The sequence below is a fragment of the Kitasatospora sp. NPDC052896 genome (genome assembly GCF_044547075.1).
GTDB lineage: Bacteria > Actinomycetota > Actinomycetes > Streptomycetales > Streptomycetaceae > Kitasatospora.
In genome coordinates this window covers 101957-120519 of record NZ_JBITZU010000011.1, presented here as the reverse complement: position 1 = coordinate 120519, position 18563 = coordinate 101957, and the positions used below count along the sequence as shown (strand labels likewise).

Here is an 18563-nt window from a genome sequence, read left to right as displayed (position 1 = left end):
GGGCGGCGGAGTCGGGGCGGACGGACTGTTTGAGCGGGCGGCGCGACTGTGGCACAGTTAACTCTGTGTTTCAGAACGATTGCCTGGAGTGAGGGCTCATGCTGGAGTCCCCGGTCCGCCAGGACGCCGATGCCGCCGCCGTCCCCCACGTGCTGGGCTTCGAGGAGGTCGGCGCCCGGGCGGTGCTCGTGAAGTGCATGGGCCGCACCTACTCGGCGGCAGCCGCCGCCGAACGGGTCACCTTCAGTGACGTCACCGACATCACCCGCCCGCTCTGCCTGGGCGCCGCCGTCCGGGCCGGCGACGCGCTGTGGGACGTGCGCACCCCGGACGGTCGGGTCCTGCTGCGCACCGGTGACCTGCTGCCCGCCGTGGTGGCGCTGCGCGAGGACTACACCTCGTCGACCAAGACGACGGGATCGTGTCGGGGCGCGGGGAGCGCGGCCACTCCGCCGCAGCGCACCCGCGCGCCCGGGCGGTAACCGGTACCTCGAACCGGTACCTCGAACCGGTACCTCGAACCGGTGCCGGCCGTGAGCCGGGCGCCCTCAGACCTTGACGACCTGGATGGTGGGGCCACAGAGCAGAGCGAGGTCGTCGGGGTCGGAGGTGAGAAGGGTCACCGGCCCCGGGGAGGTGCGGGCGATGGCGGCGAGGACCGCGTCGATCGCGTACTCGTGACCGTGCAGGCGGTGGTGGCGCAGCAGCGCGGCGGCCTGGTCGGTGATCGCCCGGGTGACGTCGTGGACGTCGATGCGGGAGAGGATCCACGCGACGCGGGCCGGGTGGACGCGTGCGTAGTCCGTTTCGAGGGTGGTCATCGCGCTGGTGGCCACCCGTACGCCCTCCTCCGCGGCGGCTTGGACGAACACCGCGACGGTGCGGTCCTTGCGGTAGAGCTTCGAGAGGCCCTCGCTGTCGAGCAGGAGCGTGCCGGCCATCAGGCGGCGGCTCCGCCAGAGGCGCGGTGATCGTGACGCAGCAGTGCCCGGGCGGCCTCGACCTCGGCACGGGTCGGTTCGTCGTGGTCCGTCCCGAAGTCGGCCGTGATCTCACCGAGTTTGTCCATCGCGACCCGCTGCTCCAGGGCTTCGGCGACGTAGGCCGAGAATCCGCCGGGGCCGACGTGAGCCCGTACGGCCTCGGCGAGGCCCTCGGGCAGGCTGATCGAGTACTTCCTGCTCCCGCTCATGCCTCCGAGTCCTACCGGCGGTGGTAAGGATCGGTCGAGGTGCGGCGGCGCGGGTGGCCGGGCCGCCGCAGCTTCCGGCGGGGCGTCAGCCCATGGGGAACTTGATCTGGCCGGAGACGATGGGGTTGAGGTAGTTCGGTCCGGTGATCTTCAGGCGGTTCATCGCCAGGCCGGTCAGGCCCTCGAAGATGGCGCGGCGGGCGTTCATCGTGGTGGAGTAGCCGGCGTCCAGGTGCGGCGCGACCTCGACCACGTCCATGCCGATGACCTTGGTCTCGTGGCAGATCCGGCGGAAGGCCGGGAACAGCTCACGGTTGGTCAGGCCGCCGGGCTCGGGGGTACCGGTGCCGGGGGCGAAGGCCGGGTCGAGCACGTCGATGTCCAGCGAGAGGTAGACGAACTCGGCGTTCTCCTGCACCTCGGCGATCGCCTTGTCCAGGACGGCGTGGAAGCCGATCTGCTCGATCTCCGCCATGAAGTGCGACTTCATGCCCTGCCGGCGCATCCAGTTGAACAGCTGGTTGTCGGGGCCGGTGACGGTGCGCAGGCCGACCTGGACCACGTTGCCGGCCGGGATCTTCTCGTCCTCGATGATCCGCCGGATCGGGGTGCTGTGGGTCACCCGGTGGCCCAACATGGTGTCGTGGCAGTCGGGGTGGGCGTCGAAGTGGATGACACCGATCTTCTCCGGGCCGTAGACGTCGGCCAGCGCGCCGACGCTCGGCCAGAGCAGCGAGTGGTCGCCGCCGAGCAGCACCGGCACCGCCCCCACCTCGGCGATCTCCCGGACCAGTGCCCGGATCGGGCCGATCGAGTTCGCCGTGCTGAAGGGGTCCACGGCCGCGTCGCCGTAGTCCACCACCTTCAGCACGTCGAACGGGTTGATCCGGGTGCTGGCGTTGATCACCGCTTCGGGGGTGTTGAAGATGTAGCGCTCGTCGGACCGGATCATGCGGGGCCCGTACGACGCGCCGCGGTGGCCGACCGAGGCGTCCAGCGGGATGCCCAGCACGGCCACGTCGACGTTCCCGGCCCGCAGGTCCTCCTGGTTGAGGCAGTACGGAACGCCCATGAAGGTCGCGATGCCCGAGTAGGCGGGGTGCGCGTAGTACCGGCGGAGGTCGATCGGCCCCGGCTCCCGGCCGGGCGCCGTCGACCGGTCGATCTCCAGGCGGTGCTCGGGCGTCTGAGGCTTGTCGTTCAACACATCTCCCCGGTGGACGTTACGTCGCATTCCGCATTCGATTGGTGCAGCTGGTTCATCGACTGGTTCGCATACTCTGCTGGGGCACCAGCCTAGGCGGGTCGGGAAATCCGCCGAACCCTGGCCGGCCTCCTGTTCGACCCCTTTGACCCCTATTCGGAACCGGGTTCACCCCTATTCGCGGTGGCCGCCGTTCCCTCGCCGCGCGCGACGAATTACCGGACGTCACCTAGGGGGTGGGTAGGGGTTGGCGGTCCGATGGGGCAGCCCTAGCGTGACGCCGGATATCGTTTCGATCGCAAGCGGCCCCACCGCGGATCGGCAGCCGGAACGCCGTAAAGAGGTCACGTTAAATGGCGAATGAAGAGACACTCCGCGGCTATCTCAAGCGGGTGACGGCCGATCTGCACCAGACCCGGTTGCGGCTGCGCGAGGTGGAGGCCAAGGACCAGGAACCGATCGCCATCGTCGCCATGAGCTGTCGGTTCCCGGGCGGGGTGGCCTCGCCCGAGGAGCTGTGGCAGCTGGTCGCCGCCGGCGGGGACGCGATGTCCGAGTTCCCGGCCGACCGCGGATGGGACGTCGAGGCGCTCTACCACCCGGACCCGGACCACCCGGGCACCTCGTACACCCGCGAGGGTGGCTTCCTGCACGACCTCGCCCACTTCGACCCGACCGTCTTCGGCATCAGCCCGCGTGAGGCGCTGGCGATGGACCCGCAGCAGCGGCTGCTGCTGGAGACGTCCTGGGAGGCGTTCGAGCGGGCCGGCATCGACCCGCTGTCGGTGCACGGCAGCCGGGTCGGCGTCTTCGCCGGGACCAGCGGTCAGGACTACCTGGCCGTCCTGCTGAACTCCGCGGACGACGTCGAGGGCTACCTTGGCACCGGCAACGCGGCCAGCGTCGTCTCCGGCCGGATCGCCTACAGCCTGGGCCTGGAGGGCCCGGCGGTGACGGTGGACACGGCCTGCTCGTCCTCCCTGGTGGCGCTCCACCTGGCGGTGCAGGCGCTGCGCAACGGCGAGTGCTCGCTGGCACTGGCCGGCGGTGTCACGGTGATGAACACCCCGGGCACCTTCGTCGACTTCAGCCGCCAGCGCGGGCTGGCGGCCAACGGCCGCTGCAAGTCCTTCGCGGACGCCGCCGACGGCACCGGCTGGGCCGAGGGCGCCGGCATGCTGCTGGTCGAGCGGCTCTCCGACGCGCGGCGCAACGGGCACCCGGTGCTGGCGATCGTGCGCGGCTCGGCGGTCAACCAGGACGGCGCCAGCAACGGCCTGACCGCCCCGAACGGCCCGTCCCAGCAGCGGGTCATCCTCCAGGCGCTGGCCAGCGCCCGGCTGACCCCCGACCAGGTGGACGCCGTCGAGGCGCACGGCACGGGGACCCGGTTGGGTGACCCGATCGAGGCCCAGGCGCTGCTCGCCACCTACGGTCAGGACCGTGAGCGCCCGCTGTGGCTGGGCTCGTTGAAGTCCAACATCGGGCACACCCAGGCCGCCGCCGGCGTCGCCGGGGTGATCAAGACGGTGATGGCGATCCGGCACGGCGTGCTGCCCAAGACCCTGCACGTGGACGAGCCGACCCGGAACGTCGACTGGTCGGCCGGGGCGGTCTCACTGCTCACCGAGGCCCGACCCTGGCCCGAGACCGGGCAGCCGCGCCGGGTGGGCATCTCCTCGTTCGGGATGAGCGGCACCAACGCGCACACCATCATCGAGCAGCCACCCACCGACGAGGAGCCGGAGACGGGCGCCGAGTCGGCGGTCCCGGCGCCCGCCGTGCTGCCCTGGCCGCTGGCCGGCCGGAGCGAGGAGGCACTGCGCGCCCAGGCGGCTCGGTTGCGGGAGCGGCTGGAGGCCGAGCCCGGGCTCGAACCGCTCGACGTGGGCCACTCGTTGGCGACCGGCCGGGCGGCGCTGGAGCGCCGGGCCGTGCTGGTGGCCGGCGGGCGCGAGGAGTTCCTGCGCGGGCTGGGTGCGCTGGCATCGGGTGAGCCGGCGGCGAACGTCGTCCGCGGCTCGGTGGCCGAGGGGCGGCTGGCGTTCCTCTTCACCGGGCAGGGGAGTCAGCGGGCCGGGATGGGTGCCGAGTTGTACGGCTCGTTCCCGGTGTTCGCCGAGGCGTTCGATGCCGTGTGCGCGGAGCTGGACGGGCACCTGGACCGGTCGCTGAAGGATGTCGTCTTCGCGGGTGAGCGGATCGACGAGACCGGCTGCACCCAGCCCGCGCTCTTCGCCGTCGAGGTGGCGCTGTTCCGCCTGGTCGAGTCGTGGGGTGTGAAGCCGGACTTCCTGGCGGGTCACTCGATCGGTGAGATCGCGGCCGCGCACGTGGCGGGTGTGTTGTCGCTGGCGGACGCGGCGAAGCTGGTGGCGGCGCGTGGTCGGTTGATGCAGGCGCTGCCGGCCGGTGGTGCGATGGTGGCGGTGCAGGCGTCCGAGGACGAGGTGCTGCCGCTGCTGTCCGGCGAGATGGGGATCGCGGCGGTCAACGGACCGTCCTCGGTGGTGCTTTCGGGTGCCGAGGCGGCGGTGCTGGCGGTTGCCGGCAAGCTGGCGGAGCAGGGTCGTAAGACGAAGCGGCTGACGGTGAGCCACGCGTTCCACTCGCCGCTGATGGACCCGATGCTGGCCGAGTTCCGTGCGGTGGCCGAGGGGTTGGAGTTCCACGAGCCGAAGATCCCGATCGTCTCGACCCTCGACCAGGCCGCGGACCTGACCTCGCCCGAGTACTGGGTGCGCCACGTCCGCGAGGCCGTCCGGTTCCGCGACGCGATCGCGGCGTTGGAGGCCGAAGGCGTCCGCACGTTCCTGGAGTTGGGGCCGGACGGGACGCTCTCCGCGCTCGGCCAGGAGTGCGTGAGCGGGGACGCGGTGTTCGCGCCGGTGCTGCGCGGTGACCGTCCCGAGACCCGGACACTGACCACCGCCCTCGCCCAGGTCCAGGTGCGCGGCGCGACCGTCGACTGGCGGGCGTACTACGCCGGCCTCGGCGCCCGCCGGGTGGACCTGCCCAGCTACGCCTTCCAGCACCGCCGCTACTGGCCGACCGCCGCCGCCTGGGCCGAGACCGCGACGGCCGGCCCGGCCGGCACCGACGCGGTGGACGCCCGGTTCTGGGAGGCCGTCGAGCGCGGCGACCTGCAGGCTCTCACCACCACCCTGGACCTGGACGGCGACCAGCCGCTGAGCTCGGTGCTGCCCGCGCTGACCGCCTGGCGCCGGCAGAGCCGCGACCGCTCCACCGTGGACGGCTGGCGTTACCGGATCGGCTGGCGGCCGACCACCGAGGCGCCGCGCGCGGCGGTCGCGGGCCACTGGGTGCTGGTGGTTCCGGCCGGGCAGCGGGAGCACGAGTGGCCGGCCGCCGCCGGCCGGGCGCTGTCCCAGCGCGGTGCGACCGTCCGGTGGGTCGAGTTCGACGCGGCGACCGCGGACCGGGCGGCGCTGGCCGAGCGGCTGCGCGCCGCGCTGCCCGAGGAGGGGCAGCCGGTCGACGGAGTGCTCTCCCTGGTCGCGCTGGACGACAGCGCGCACCCCGGCCTCCCCTCGGTGCCCGCCGCCCTCACCGGCACCCTGGCCCTGGTCCAGGCGCTCGGGGACGCCGGCATCGAGGCACCGCTGTGGTGCGCCACCCGCGGCGCCGTCTCGACCGGCCGCTCCGACCGGCTGGAGCACCCGGGCCAGGCGCAGATCTGGGGCCTGGGCCGGGTCGTGGCGCAGGAGTACCCCGAGCGCTGGGGCGGCCTGGTCGACCTGCCCGAGACGGCCGACGAGCGCGCGCTCGGCCGGCTGGCCGCCGTGCTCGGTGGCCTCGGCGACGAGGACCACCTGGCGATCCGTCCCTCCGGCATCCTGGCCCGCCGGCTGCTGCGCGCGCCGCGCGGCGAGGCCCCGGCGCAGGGCTGGACCCCGCGCGGCACGGCGCTGGTGACCGGTGGCACCGGCGCGCTCGGCGCCCACGTCGCCCGCTGGCTGGCCCGGGCCGGAGCCGAGCACCTGGTGCTGACCAGCCGGCGCGGCCGCGGCGCCGCCGGCGTGGCCGAGCTGGAGGCCGAGCTGACCGCGCTGGGCGCCCGGGTGACCGTCGCCGCCTGCGACGTCGCCGACCGCGCCGCGCTCGCCGAGCTGCTGGCGGCGCTGCCCGCCGAGTACCCGCTGACCACCGTGGTGCACGCGGCCGGTGTGCTGGACGACGGTGTGCTGGACGCGCTGACCCCGGAGCGGCTGGCCGGCGTGCTGCGGCCCAAGGTGGACGCGGCCGTCAACCTGGACGAGCTGACCCGCGGGCTGGACCTGTCGGCGTTCGTGCTGTTCTCCTCCTTCGCCGGCACCTTCGGTGGCCCCGGCCAGGCCAACTACGCCGCCGCCAACGCGTTCCTGGACGCGCTCGCCGAGCAGCGCCGGGCCGCCGGCCTGCCCGCCACCACGATGGCCTGGGGTGCCTGGGCCGAGGGCGGCATGGCGGTGGACGACGTGGTCACCGAGCGCCTGCGCCGTGGCGGCGTGCCGGCCCTGGCGCCCGAGCTCGCGATCGCCGCGATGCAGCACGCGCTGGACCACGACGAGACCTTCTCGCTCGTGGTGGACGTGCTCTGGGACCGCTTCGCACCCCAGTACACCGCGATCCGGCCCAGCACCCTCTTCGCCGAACTGCCCGAGGCGGTGCAGGCGTTGGCGGACGCGGAGGCGGAGTACGGCGAGCAGGCCGACAGTTCCTCGCTGCGGCAGCGGCTGTCCGCCGCCACCGAGGGCGAACGCGGCCGCCTCGCACTGGACTTCGTCCGCGCCCAGGTCGCCGCCGTGCTCGGCTACTCGGACCTGGACGCCGTCGAACCGGCCCGTGCCTTCCGCGAGTTGGGCTTCGACTCGCTGACCGCGGTCGAGCTGCGCAACCTGCTCGCCGCGCTCACCGGCCTGCGACTGCCCGCGACCCTGGTCTTCGACTACCCCAACGCCACCGCGCTCGCCGACCTGCTCTGCGCCGAACTCCTGGGCTCCGCACCGGAGACCGCCTCGGACGCGGCGGTCCCGGGCCGGCCGGACGACGACGATCCGATCGCCATCGTCGGCATGGCCTGTCGCTTCCCCGGCGGCGTGAGCACGCCCGAGGCGCTCTGGCGGCTGCTGGCCGCCGGCACGGACGCGCTCGCCGGGTTCCCGGACGACCGTGGCTGGGACCTGGACGCCCTGTACGACCCCGACCCCGAGCACCCCGGCACCTCCTACGTCCGCGAGGGCGGCTTCCTGGCCGATGCCGGCGCCTTCGACCCCGGCTTCTTCGGGATCTCGCCGCGTGAGGCGCTGGCGATGGACCCGCAGCAGCGGCTGCTGCTGGAGACCTCCTGGGAGGCGTTCGAGCGGGCCGGCATTGACCCGTCCGGCCTGCGCGGCAGCCGGACGGGCGTTTTCACCGGCACCAACGGCCAGGACTACCTGCCGCTCATCCTGAGCGCGCCGGACGGCTCCGAGGGTTTCCTCGGCACCGGCAACGCGGCCAGCGTGATGTCCGGGCGCGTCTCCTACGTGCTCGGCCTGGAGGGCCCGGCGGTGACCGTGGACACCGCCTGTTCGTCCTCGTTGGTGGCACTGCACTGGGCGATCCAGGCGCTGCGGGCCGGCGAGTGCTCGCTGGCGCTGGCCGGTGGTGTCACCGTGATGTCCACCCCCGGCGCGTTCATCGACTTCAGCCGGCAGCGTGGTCTGGCCGCCGACGGCCGGTGCAAGGCCTTCGCGGCGGCGGCGGACGGTACCGGCTGGGGCGAGGGCGTCGGCATGCTGCTGGTCGAGCGGCTCTCCGACGCCGAGCGCAACGGGCACCCGGTGCTGGCGATCGTGCGGGGCAGCGCGGTCAACCAGGACGGCGCGAGCAACGGCCTGACGGCGCCGAACGGTCCGTCCCAGCAGCGGGTGATCCGGCAGGCGCTGGCCTCGGCCGGGCTGACCGCCGGTGAGGTGGACGCGGTCGAGGCGCACGGCACGGGTACCTCGCTGGGTGACCCGATCGAGGCGCAGGCGCTGCTCGCCACCTACGGCCAGGACCGTGAACACCCCCTGTGGCTGGGGTCGGTGAAGTCCAACATCGGGCACACCCAGGCCGCGGCCGGCGTGGCGGGGATCATCAAGATGGTGCTGGCGATGCGGCACGGTGTGCTGCCGCGGACCCTGCACGTGGACGAGCCGTCGCCGCAGGTGGACTGGTCGGCGGGTGCGGTGGAGCTGCTGACCGAGGCGCGGGAGTGGCCGGAGACCGGCCGGCCGCGCCGGGCGGCGGTGTCGTCCTTCGGCGTCAGCGGCACCAACGCGCATGTGATCGTCGAGCAGGGGCCGGAAGCCGCCGTGGGGGCACCCATGGCCGGGGGAGAGTCGGTCGTCGAGGCGACCGTGACGGCGCCGGTGGTGCCGTGGCCGCTGTCCGCGCGCGACGCGGGAGCACTCCGGGCGCAGGCGGAGCGGTTGCGCGCCCAGCTGACGGAGCAGCCCGAGGCGCGCCCGGTCGACGTCGGCTACTCGCTGGCGACCACCCGGGCCGCGCTGGAGCGCCGGGCCGTGGTGGTGGCGGCGGACCTGACGGGCCACCTGCGGGCGCTGACCGCGCTGGCCGCGGGGGAGGAAGCGCCGGGGCTGGTCGAGGGTACCGCCGGGCTGGGCCGGACGGCCTTCCTCTTCACCGGCCAGGGCAGCCAACGCCTTGGCATGGGCGCGGAGTTGTACGACACCCAGCCGGTCTTCGCGGATGCGCTGGACGAGGTCTTCGCGCACCTGGACCAGCACCTGGACCACCCGCTGCGGGACCTCCTGTTCGCGACCGAGGGTGACCTGATCCACCGGACCGGCTACGCGCAGCCGGCGCTGTTCGCGCTCGAGGTGGCGCTGTTCCGGCTGTTGGAGTCGTGGGGTGTGCGGCCGGACGTGCTGGCGGGTCACTCGATCGGTGAGATCGCGGCCGCGCATGTGGCGGGTGTGTTGTCGCTGGCGGACGCGGCGAAGTTGGTGGCGGCGCGTGGTCGGCTGATGCAGCAACTGCCTTCCGGTGGTGCGATGGTGGCGGTGCAGGCGTCCGAGGACGAGGTGCTGCCGCTGCTGTCCGGCGAGTTGGGGATCGCGGCGGTCAACGGGCCGTCCTCGGTGGTGATTTCGGGTGCCGAGGCGGCGGTGCTGGCGGTTGCCGGCAAGCTGGCGGAGCAGGGTCGCAAGACGAAGCGGCTGACGGTGAGCCACGCGTTCCACTCGCCGCTGATGGACCCGATGCTGGCCGAGTTCCGTGCGGTGGCCGAGGGGTTGGAGTTCCACGAGCCGAAGATCCCGATCGTCTCGACCCTCGACCAGGCCGCGGACCTGACCACGCCCGAGTACTGGGTGCGCCACGTCCGCGAGGCCGTCCGGTTCCGCGACGCGGTGCGCACGATGGAGACCCAGGGCGTCACCACCTTCGTCGAGCTGGGCCCGGACGGGGTGCTGTCCGCTCTCGGGCCGGAGTGCGTGGCCGAGCCGGCGGTGTTCGCGGCGGCGCTGCGCGCGGGCCGTCCGGAGGTGCGCACGCTGACCGGCGCCCTCGCCCAGGCGTACGTCCAGGGCGTGCCCGTGGACTGGGAGGCGGTCTTCGCCGGCCAGGGCGCCCGCCGGGTGGACCTGCCCACCTACGCCTTCCAGCGCGAGCACTACTGGCCCGACGTCCCGGCGCTGGGCGCCGGAGACGTCACCATGGCCGGTCTCGGCGCGACCGACCACCCGCTGCTCGGCGCGGCGGCCGAACTGCCGGACTCCGGTGGCTTCGTGTTCACCGGCCGGCTGGCGCTCTCCACCCACCCGTGGCTGGCCGACCACGCCGTGATGGGCTCGGTGCTGCTGCCGGGCACGGCCTTCGTCGAGCTGGCCGTGCGTGCGGGCGAGCAGGTCGGCTGCGACCTGCTGGAGGAACTCACGCTGGCCGCGCCGCTGGTCCTGCCCGAGCAGGGCGGGGTGCAGCTGCGCCTCACCGTGGCGGCGGCGGACCCGACCGGCCGCCGTGCGCTCAGCCTGCACTCGCGTCGCGAGGACGTCCCGGCCGAGGAGCCGTGGACCCGGCACGCGACCGGTCTGCTCGCCTCCGGTGCGCGGCCGGCCGGCTCCGACCTCGGTCTGGAGGAGTGGCCGCCGGCCGGCGCGACCGAGATCGAGCTGGACGGCCGCTACCAGGACCTGATCGAGCTGGGCTTCGACTACGGCCCGGTCTTCCAGGGCCTGCGCCGGGCCTGGCGCCGCGACGGCGAGGTCTTCGCCGAGGTGCGCCTGCCGCAGCAGGCGGAGGCCGACGCCGGCCTGTTCGGGCTGCACCCGGCGCTGCTCGACTCCGCCCTGCACGCCCTCGGCCTGGCTGCCGCTGCCGACACCGACTGGCAGGGCAGGCTGCCGTTCTCCTGGACCGGCGTGTCGCTGTACGCGGTCGGTGCTTCGGCGCTGCGGGTGCGGTTGGCGCCGGTCGGGTCGGACGGGGTGTCGTTGGAGCTGGCGGACGAGTCCGGGCGGCCGGTGGCGTCGGTGGACGCGCTGGTGCTGCGGGCGGTGTCGGCGGAGCAGTTGCGGGCCGCGCGGGCGGCGTTCCACGAGTCGCTGTTCCGTCCGGAGTGGGTGGCGTTGCCGGCCGCGGGCGACCTGGTGACCGGGCGCTGGGCGGCGCTGGGCGATGACGCCCTGGCCCTGGGTCTCCCGGTGTTCGGCGACCTCGACGCGCTGCTGGCGGGCGGGGAGCTGCCCGAGGCGGTGGTCGTCCCGTGCTTCGCTTCGGACGACTCCGTGGCGGACGTGCCCGGGGTGGTGCGGGCGACCGTGAATCGGGTGCTGGCGCTGGCGCAGGCCTGGCTGGCCGAGGACCGGCTTGCCGACACGCCGTTGGTGGTGCTCACCCGGGGTGCGGTGGCGACCGGTGCGGACGCGGGTGTCACCGACCTGGCCCACGCCGCCGCCTGGGGGCTGCTGCGCTCCGCACAGACCGAGAACCCCGGTCGGATCGTCCTGGTGGACTCGGACGAGGACGCCGCGTCGCGGTCGGCGCTGACCGCCGCCTTGACGGCGGAGGAGCCGCAGCTGGCGATCCGCCGGGGCGTGCCGCACGCGCTGCGGCTGGCCCGGGTGGAGGTTTCGGCGGCCGAGGCTCCCGTGTTCGGGTCTGAGGGGACCGTCCTGGTCACCGGCGGCACCGGCGCGCTCGGCGCGCTGCTCGCCCGGCACCTGGTGACCGAGCACGGTGTCCGGCGTCTGCTGCTCACCAGCCGACGCGGCGCAGAAGCACCTGGTACGGCCGAACTCCGCGCCGAGCTGGCTGAGTTGGGTGCCGAGGTGGAGATCGCGGCCTGTGACGTGGCCGACCGGGCGGCGCTGGCCGAGTTGTTGGGCTCCTTGCGGCGTCCGCTGACGGCGGTGGTCCACACCGCGGGCATCACCGACGATGGCGTGCTCTCCGCGCTCACCCCGGAGCGGGTCGAGCGCGTGCTGCGACCCAAGGTCGAAGGGGCCTGGCACCTCCACGAGTTGACTGCCGGACTCGACCTGTCGGCGTTCGTGCTCTTCTCCTCGGCCGCCGGCCTCTTCGGCGGTCCCGGTCAGGGCAACTACGCGGCGGCCAACGCCTTCCTGGACGCGCTCGCCGGGCACCGCCGTTCGGCGGGGCTGCCGGCGACCTCGCTGGACTGGGGGCTGTGGGCGCAGAGCAGTGGAGTCAGCGGCCACCTTGACGACAACGACCGTGCCCGGATGGAGCGTTCGGGCCTCGGGGCGCTCAGCTCGGCCGAGGGCGTGGCGCTCTTCGACGCCGCGCTGCGGGTCCGGAGCGAGGACGCCGTCCTGGTGCCGATGCACATCCGGACCGCCACCCTGCGGGCACAGGCCGCGGCCGGGCCGCTGCCCCCGCTGCTGCGTGGGCTGGTTCGCGTCCCGCTGCGCCGGGCCGTGGAGTCCGCGGGCGTGGGTGCGGCCTCCGGCGAGTCCGAGCTGGTCGGCCGGCTCGCCCCGCTGGCCGTCGCCGAGCAGCGGCAGGCGCTGCTCGACCTGGTCCGCCGGCAGATCGCCGCGGTCCTCGGCTACGCCGGTGCCGAAGCCGTCGACGCCGAACGGGCGTTCAAGGAGCTGGGCTTCGACTCGCTCACCGCGGTCGAGCTGCGCAACCAGCTGGCCACGGCCACCGGCCTGCGGCTGCCCGCGACGCTGATCTTCGACTACCCCAACCCGACCGCACTCGCCGGCCATCTGCGCGACGAACTGCTGGGTGGGCTGGAGGAGTTCAGCCCTGAGTCGGTGACCGCACGGGCGGCGAGCGACGTCGACGACCCGATCGCCATCGTCGCGATGGCCTGCCGCTACCCGGGCGGGGTGAGCTCGCCCGAGGAGTTGTGGCGGCTGATCGCCGAGGAACGCGACGGGATCTCGACCTTCCCCACCGACCGCGGCTGGGACCTCGACGCCCTGTACGACCCGAACCCGGACACCCCCGGCACCTCGTACACCCGCGAGGGCGGGTTCCTGCACGACTCCAGCTACTTCGACCCGGCGTTCTTCGGGATCTCGCCGCGCGAGGCGCTGGCCATGGACCCGCAGCAGCGCCTGCTGCTGGAGACCACCTGGGAGGCCTTCGAGCGGGCCGGCATCGACCCGGTGACCATGCGCGGCACGTCCGTCGGCGTCTTCGCGGGCGTGATGTACCACGACTACGGCACCCGGCTGCGGGCCGCTCCCGACGAGGTCGAGGGTTACCTCGGTACCGGCAGCTCCAGCAGCGTCGTCTCCGGACGCGTCGCCTACACCTTCGGGCTGGAGGGGCCGGCGGTGACCGTGGACACCGCCTGCTCGTCCTCGCTGGTGGCCCTGCACCTGGCGGTGCAGGCGCTGCGCAGCGGCGAGTGCACCATGGCGCTGGCCGGCGGTGTCACCGTCATGTTCACCCCCGGCACGTTCGTGGAGTTCAGCCGGCAGCGCGGGCTCTCGGCCGACGGGCGCTGCAAGTCCTTCGCGGCCGCGGCGGACGGCACGGGCTGGGGCGAGGGCGCGGGCATGCTGCTGGTCGAGCGGCTGTCGGACGCGCGGCGCAACGGGCACCCGGTGCTGGCGGTGGTGCGTGGCTCGGCGGTCAACCAGGACGGCGCGAGCAACGGTCTGACCGCGCCGAACGGTCCGTCGCAGCAGCGGGTGATCCGCGCGGCGCTGGCCAACGCGGGCGTCACGGCCGACGAGGTCGACGCGGTGGAGGCGCACGGGACGGGGACCTCGCTGGGCGACCCGATCGAGGCGCAGGCGCTACTGGCCACGTACGGGCGCGAGCACTCCGCCGACCGGCCGCTCTGGCTGGGCTCGGTGAAGTCCAACCTGGGCCACACCCAGGCGGCCTCCGGCGTCGCCGGTGTGATCAAGATGGTGATGGCCATGCGGCACGGCGTGCTGCCGCGGACCCTGCACGTGGACGAGCCGTCGCCGCAGGTCGACTGGGCGGCGGGTGCGGTGGAGCTGCTCACCGAGGCGCGGGAGTGGCCGCAGACCGGCCGGCCGCGCCGGGTCGCGGTCTCGTCCTTCGGCATCAGCGGCACCAACGCGCACACCGTGCTGGAGCAGGCGCCGGAGGCCGTCGTGGGGGCATCTCCCAGCCTCCCCCAGCCTTCGGCCGGGACCCCCGTGGCTGGGGGAGAGCCGGCGGAGTCGGGAGCCCCGGCGGGGGTGGTGCCCTGGGTGCTGTCGGCCAAGGGTGAGCCGGCGCTCCGGGCGCAGGCCGCACGGTTGCGCGCGCTGTTGACGGAACGGCCCGAGTTGCGGCCGGTCGACGTCGGCTACTCGCTGGCGACCACGCGTACCGCCCTGGAGCAGCGCGCGGTGCTGGTCGCCGGTGACCGCGAGGCGCTGTCGCGGCGACTGGACGCGCTGGCGGCGGGCGAGGCGGCGGCCACCGCGGGCCTGGTGCAGGGGTCGGTCACTGGTGGGCGGACCGCCGTCCTCTTCACCGGCCAGGGGAGTCAGCGGGCCGGGATGGGCGCCGAGTTGTACGGCTCGTTCCCGGTGTTCGCGGCGGCCTTCGACGCAGTGTGCGCGGAGCTGGAACTGCCGCTGCGCGAGGTGGTCTTCGGGGGCGAGCGGATCGACGAGACGGCCCGCACGCAGCCGGCGTTGTTCGCGCTCGAGGTGGCGCTGTTCCGGCTGGTCGAGTCGTGGGGTGTGAAGCCGGACTTCCTGGCGGGTCACTCGATCGGTGAGATCGCGGCCGCGCACGTGGCGGGTGTGTTGTCGCTGGCGGACGCGGCGAAGCTGGTGGCGGCGCGTGGTCGGCTGATGCAGCAACTGCCTGCCGGTGGTGCGATGGTGGCGGTGCAGGCGGCCGAGGACGAGGTGCTGCCGCTGCTGGCCGGTCGGGAGGCCGAGTTGGGCCTCGCCGCCGTCAACGGGCCGTCCTCGGTGGTGATTTCGGGTGCCGAGGCGGCCGTCCTGGAGGTGGCCGAGAAGCTGGCCGCCGAGGGTCGCAAGACCAAGCGCCTGACGGTGAGCCACGCGTTCCACTCGCCGCTGATGGACCCGATGCTGGCCGAGTTCCGTGCGGTGGCCGAGGGGTTGGAGTTCCACGAGCCGAAGATCCCGATCGTCTCGACGCTCGACCAGGTCGCGGACCTGACCTCGCCCGAGTACTGGGTGCGCCACGTCCGCGAGGCGGTGCGCTTCGCCGATGCCCTGCGGGCCCTGGAGGGCGAGGGCGTTCGGACGTTCCTGGAGTTGGGGCCGGACGGGACGCTCTCCGCGCTCGGGCAGGAGTGCGTGACCGAGGACGCGGTGTTCACGCCGGTGCTGCGCCGCGACCGTGCGGAGGTGGAGACGTTCACCGCGGGTCTGGCCCAGCTGTACGTGCGCGGGGTCCGGCTCGACTGGCCGGCCGTCTTCGCGGGCACCGACGCCAGGCGGGTCGACCTGCCCACCTACGCCTTCCAGAAGGACCGCTACTGGCTGGACATGGGCATCTCCGTCGGCGACCTGGCCACGGTCGGTGTCGAGCCGACCGGTCACCCGCTGCTCGGTGCGGCGGTCGAACTGCCGGACTCCGGTGGCTTCGTGTTCACCGGTCGGATCGCGCTCTCCACCCAGCCGTGGCTGGCCGACCACGCCGTGATGGGCTCGGTGCTGCTGCCGGGCACGGCCTTCGTCGAGCTGGCCGTGCGTGCGGGCGAGCAGGTCGGCTGCGACCTGCTGGAGGAACTCACGCTGGCCGCGCCGCTGGTCCTGCCCGAGCGCGGCGGGGTGCTGCTGCGGATCACGGTCGGCCAGCTGGACGAGTCCGGCTGCCGTCCGCTGACCCTGCACTCGCGCCACGAGGACGTCCCGGCCGAGGAGCCGTGGACCCGGCACGCGACCGGTCTGCTCGCCTCCGGTGCGCGGCCGGCCGGCTTCGACCTCGGCGAGTGGCCGCCGGCCGGCGCCGAGCCGGTCGACACCACCGGTCTCTACGAAGGTGCGGCGGCGGCCGGTCTGGAGTACGGCCCGGTCTTCCAGGGCCTGCGCCGGGCCTGGCGCCGTGACGGGGAGGTGTTCGCCGAGATCCAGCCGGCGCCGGCCGAGCCGGGCCTGGGCACGCAGCAACTGGACGGCACGCCGTTCGGCCTGCACCCGGCGCTGCTGGACGCTGCCCTGCACGGCGTCGGCCTGGGCGGAGTCGTCGCGCAGGCCGACCAGGACGCCGGCCGGGCCCGGCTGCCGTTCTCCTGGAGCGGGGTGCGACTGCACGCCACCGGTGCTTCGGCGCTGCGGGTGCGGTTGGCGCCGGTCGGGTCGGACGGGGTGTCGTTGGAGCTGGCGGACGAGTCCGGGCGGCCGGTGGCGTCGGTGGACGCGCTGGTGCTGCGGGCGGTGTCGGCGGAGCAGTTGCGGGCCGCGCGGGCGGCGTTCCACGAGTCGCTGTTCCGTCCGGAGTGGGTGGCGTTGCCGGCCGCGGGCGATCTGGTGACCGGGCGCTGGGCGGCGCTGGGCGATGACGCCCCGGCCCTGGGTCTCCCGGTGTTCGGCGACCTCGACGCGCTGCTGGCGGGTGGGGAGCTGCCCGAGGCGGTGGTCGTCCCGTGCTTCGCTTCGGACGACTCCGTGGCGGACGTGCCCGGGGTGGTGCGGGCGACCGTGAACCGGGTGCTGGCGCTGGCGCAGGCCTGGCTGGCCGAGGACCGGCTCGCCGACACGCCGTTGGTGGTGCTCACCCGGGGTGCGGTGGCGACCGGTGCGGACGCGGGTGTCACCGACCTGGCCCACGCCGCCGCCTGGGGGCTGCTGCGCTCCGCACAGACCGAGAACCCCGGTCGGATCGTGCTGGTCGACCTGGACGATGAGGCCGACCCGCAGACTGCCCTCGCGACCGCTCTGGCCAGTGGTGAGCCCCAACTCGCCGTCCGCGGCGGGGATGTGCACGCCTTCCGGCTCGGCCGGGTGGCGGCCGAGCCGGTCGAGCGGACGCTGTCGCTGGATCCGTCCGGGACGGTCCTGGTCACCGGCGGCACCGGGGCGCTGGGTGCGCTGGTGGCCCGGCACCTGGTGACCGAGCACGGCGCGCGGCGTCTGCTGCTCACCAGCCGGCGCGGTGCCGACGCCCCGGGCGCGGCTGAACTCAGCGCTGAGCTGGCCGAGTTGGGGGCCGAGGTGGAGATCGCCGGCTGTGACGCGGCGGACCGCGAGGCGCTGGCCGTACTGCTGGCCGCCGTGCCGGCGGACCGGCCGCTGACCGCGGTCGTGCACACCGCGGGCGTGCTGGACGACGGGGTGCTCGCCGCGCTGACCCCGGAGCGGGTGGAGGCCGTGCTGCGCCCGAAGGTGGACGCCGCCTGGAACCTGCACGAGCTGACGCGGGATCAGAAGCTCTCGGCGTTCGTGCTCTTCTCCTCGGTCGCCGGCGTCTTCGGCGGCCCGGGGCAGGCGAACTACGCGGCGGCCAACGCCTTCCTGGACGCGCTGGTCACCCAGCGCCGGGCCCAGGGCCTGACGGCGCTCTCGCTGGCCTGGGGCCTGTGGGCGACGGCGGATGGTATGGCCGGCGGTCTGGCCGAGGCGGACGTGGACCGGATGACCCGGTCCGGGTTCGCCCCGCTGCAGCCCAAGGAGGGCCTGGAGCTGTTCGACCTCGCGGACGGCCAGGACGACCCGGCGCTGGTGGCGATGCGGATGGACGTGGCGGTGCTGCGCGGTCACGGCGATCCCGAGCGGGTGCCGCACCTGCTGCGCGGCCTGGTCCGGATCCCGGCTCGCCGCCCGGTCGCCGGCCCGGCCGGCACGCGCGGCCCGGCGGCGGCCGAGGAGCGGTCGCTGGCCGAGCGCTTGCGCGGCCTGCCGGACGCCGAACGGGACCGCCTGCTGCTGGACCTGGTGCGTGGTCAGGTGGCCGCGGTGCTGGGCTACGGCAGTGCCGGGGCGATCGAGCCGGAGCGCGGCTTCGTCGAGCTGGGCTTCGACTCGCTGACCGCCGTCGACCTGCGCAACCGCCTGGGCGCGTTGGCCGGGCTGCGGCTGCCGGTCACGCTGATCTTCGACTACCCGACACCGATGGCGCTGGCCGGCTACCTGCGCGAGGAGACCCGCCAGGACGAGGCGACCACCGCACCGGCCCTCCCGATCGGCGCGGAACTGGATCGCCTGGAGTCGATCCTCTCCACCCTCGACGCCGGCGACGAGGAGCGCCGGACCGTCACCACCCGCCTGCGCACCCTGCTGTCGATGTGGACCGAGAGCCAGGGCCCGCAGTCCGCTGCGGCGGCCGACCCGGCCGCCGACGCCGAACTCCAGTCGGCTACCGCCGACGAGCTCTTCAGCCTGCTGGACGAGGAGTTGGGGCTGTCCTGACCAGGCCCGGGGCGTGCGCCCCGGGTAGCCCGCAAGCCCGACTGCCCCGCTGGACCGGAGCACCGTCCCGGTCCAGCGGGGCAGTCGTGTGGTGTGCCGGATGCCGCGCGGCTTCGTCCGCGCCGACGTCCCTCCTGGCGGTGGGCGCGACGCGCCACGGGAGTTCGAAGCGGGCCGCACCCGTTGCCGGGGCTCGACGCCCTGGCCACGTTGTTTCGGTGCGGGCCAGCGGATCGTGTGGGGCACCGTGCGGTTCGCCCGGCGGAACTACCAGCACCGAAGCCGGCTGGTCGAGTGGGGTGATGCGGACCGTCGGCCGAGGCGGTCGACGGCACGTCGTCGTCGA

At 74.1% G+C, this 18563-nt stretch carries 5 protein-coding genes; 2 read left to right on the top strand and 3 right to left on the bottom strand.

The features are described from left to right. Positions 1–98: 98 nt before the first annotated feature. The gene (locus tag ACIGXM_RS22680) at positions 99–482 is read left to right on the top strand and encodes a hypothetical protein (protein WP_396563623.1); all 384 of its coding nucleotides are present in this window, start codon (positions 99–101) and stop codon (positions 480–482) included. Positions 483–548: 66 nt separating this feature from the next. Here the strand turns inward: ACIGXM_RS22680 and ACIGXM_RS22675 are convergent, their stop codons facing one another. From ACIGXM_RS22675 to ACIGXM_RS22665, 3 genes are all read right to left on the bottom strand, one after another. Next, positions 549–941 carry a type II toxin-antitoxin system VapC family toxin gene (locus ACIGXM_RS22675; RefSeq protein WP_396563621.1) on the bottom strand — a complete coding sequence of 131 codons (393 nt, stop codon included), beginning with the start codon at positions 939–941 and terminating at the stop codon, positions 549–551. Continuing rightward, positions 941–1192: a hypothetical protein gene (locus tag ACIGXM_RS22670; RefSeq protein ID WP_396563619.1), complete on the bottom strand. Its 252-nt coding sequence runs from the start codon at positions 1190–1192 to the stop codon at positions 941–943. The genes ACIGXM_RS22675 and ACIGXM_RS22670 overlap by 1 nt, the downstream gene beginning before the upstream one ends. An 85-nt stretch (positions 1193–1277) precedes the next feature. After that, complete coding sequence (locus ACIGXM_RS22665; protein WP_396563617.1) at positions 1278–2396, bottom strand: agmatinase family protein; 1119 nt, start codon at positions 2394–2396, stop codon at positions 1278–1280. A gap of 353 nt (positions 2397–2749) precedes the next feature. Between ACIGXM_RS22665 and ACIGXM_RS22660 the strand changes: the two genes are divergently transcribed. Continuing rightward, a complete protein-coding gene (locus tag ACIGXM_RS22660) occupies positions 2750–18217 on the top strand; it encodes a type I polyketide synthase (RefSeq protein ID WP_396563615.1) in 15468 nt (5155 codons plus the stop codon). Positions 18218–18563 lie beyond the last annotated feature (346 nt).

Coding starts and splice junctions, on each gene's coding strand:
- ACIGXM_RS22680 (WP_396563623.1), top strand. CDS start 99: ATGCTGGAGTCCCCGGTCCGCCAGGACGCCGATGCCGCCGCCGTCCCC.
- ACIGXM_RS22675 (WP_396563621.1), bottom strand. CDS start 941: ATGGCCGGCACGCTCCTGCTCGACAGCGAGGGCCTCTCGAAGCTCTAC.
- ACIGXM_RS22670 (WP_396563619.1), bottom strand. CDS start 1,192: ATGAGCGGGAGCAGGAAGTACTCGATCAGCCTGCCCGAGGGCCTCGCC.
- ACIGXM_RS22660 (WP_396563615.1), top strand. CDS start 2,750: ATGGCGAATGAAGAGACACTCCGCGGCTATCTCAAGCGGGTGACGGCC.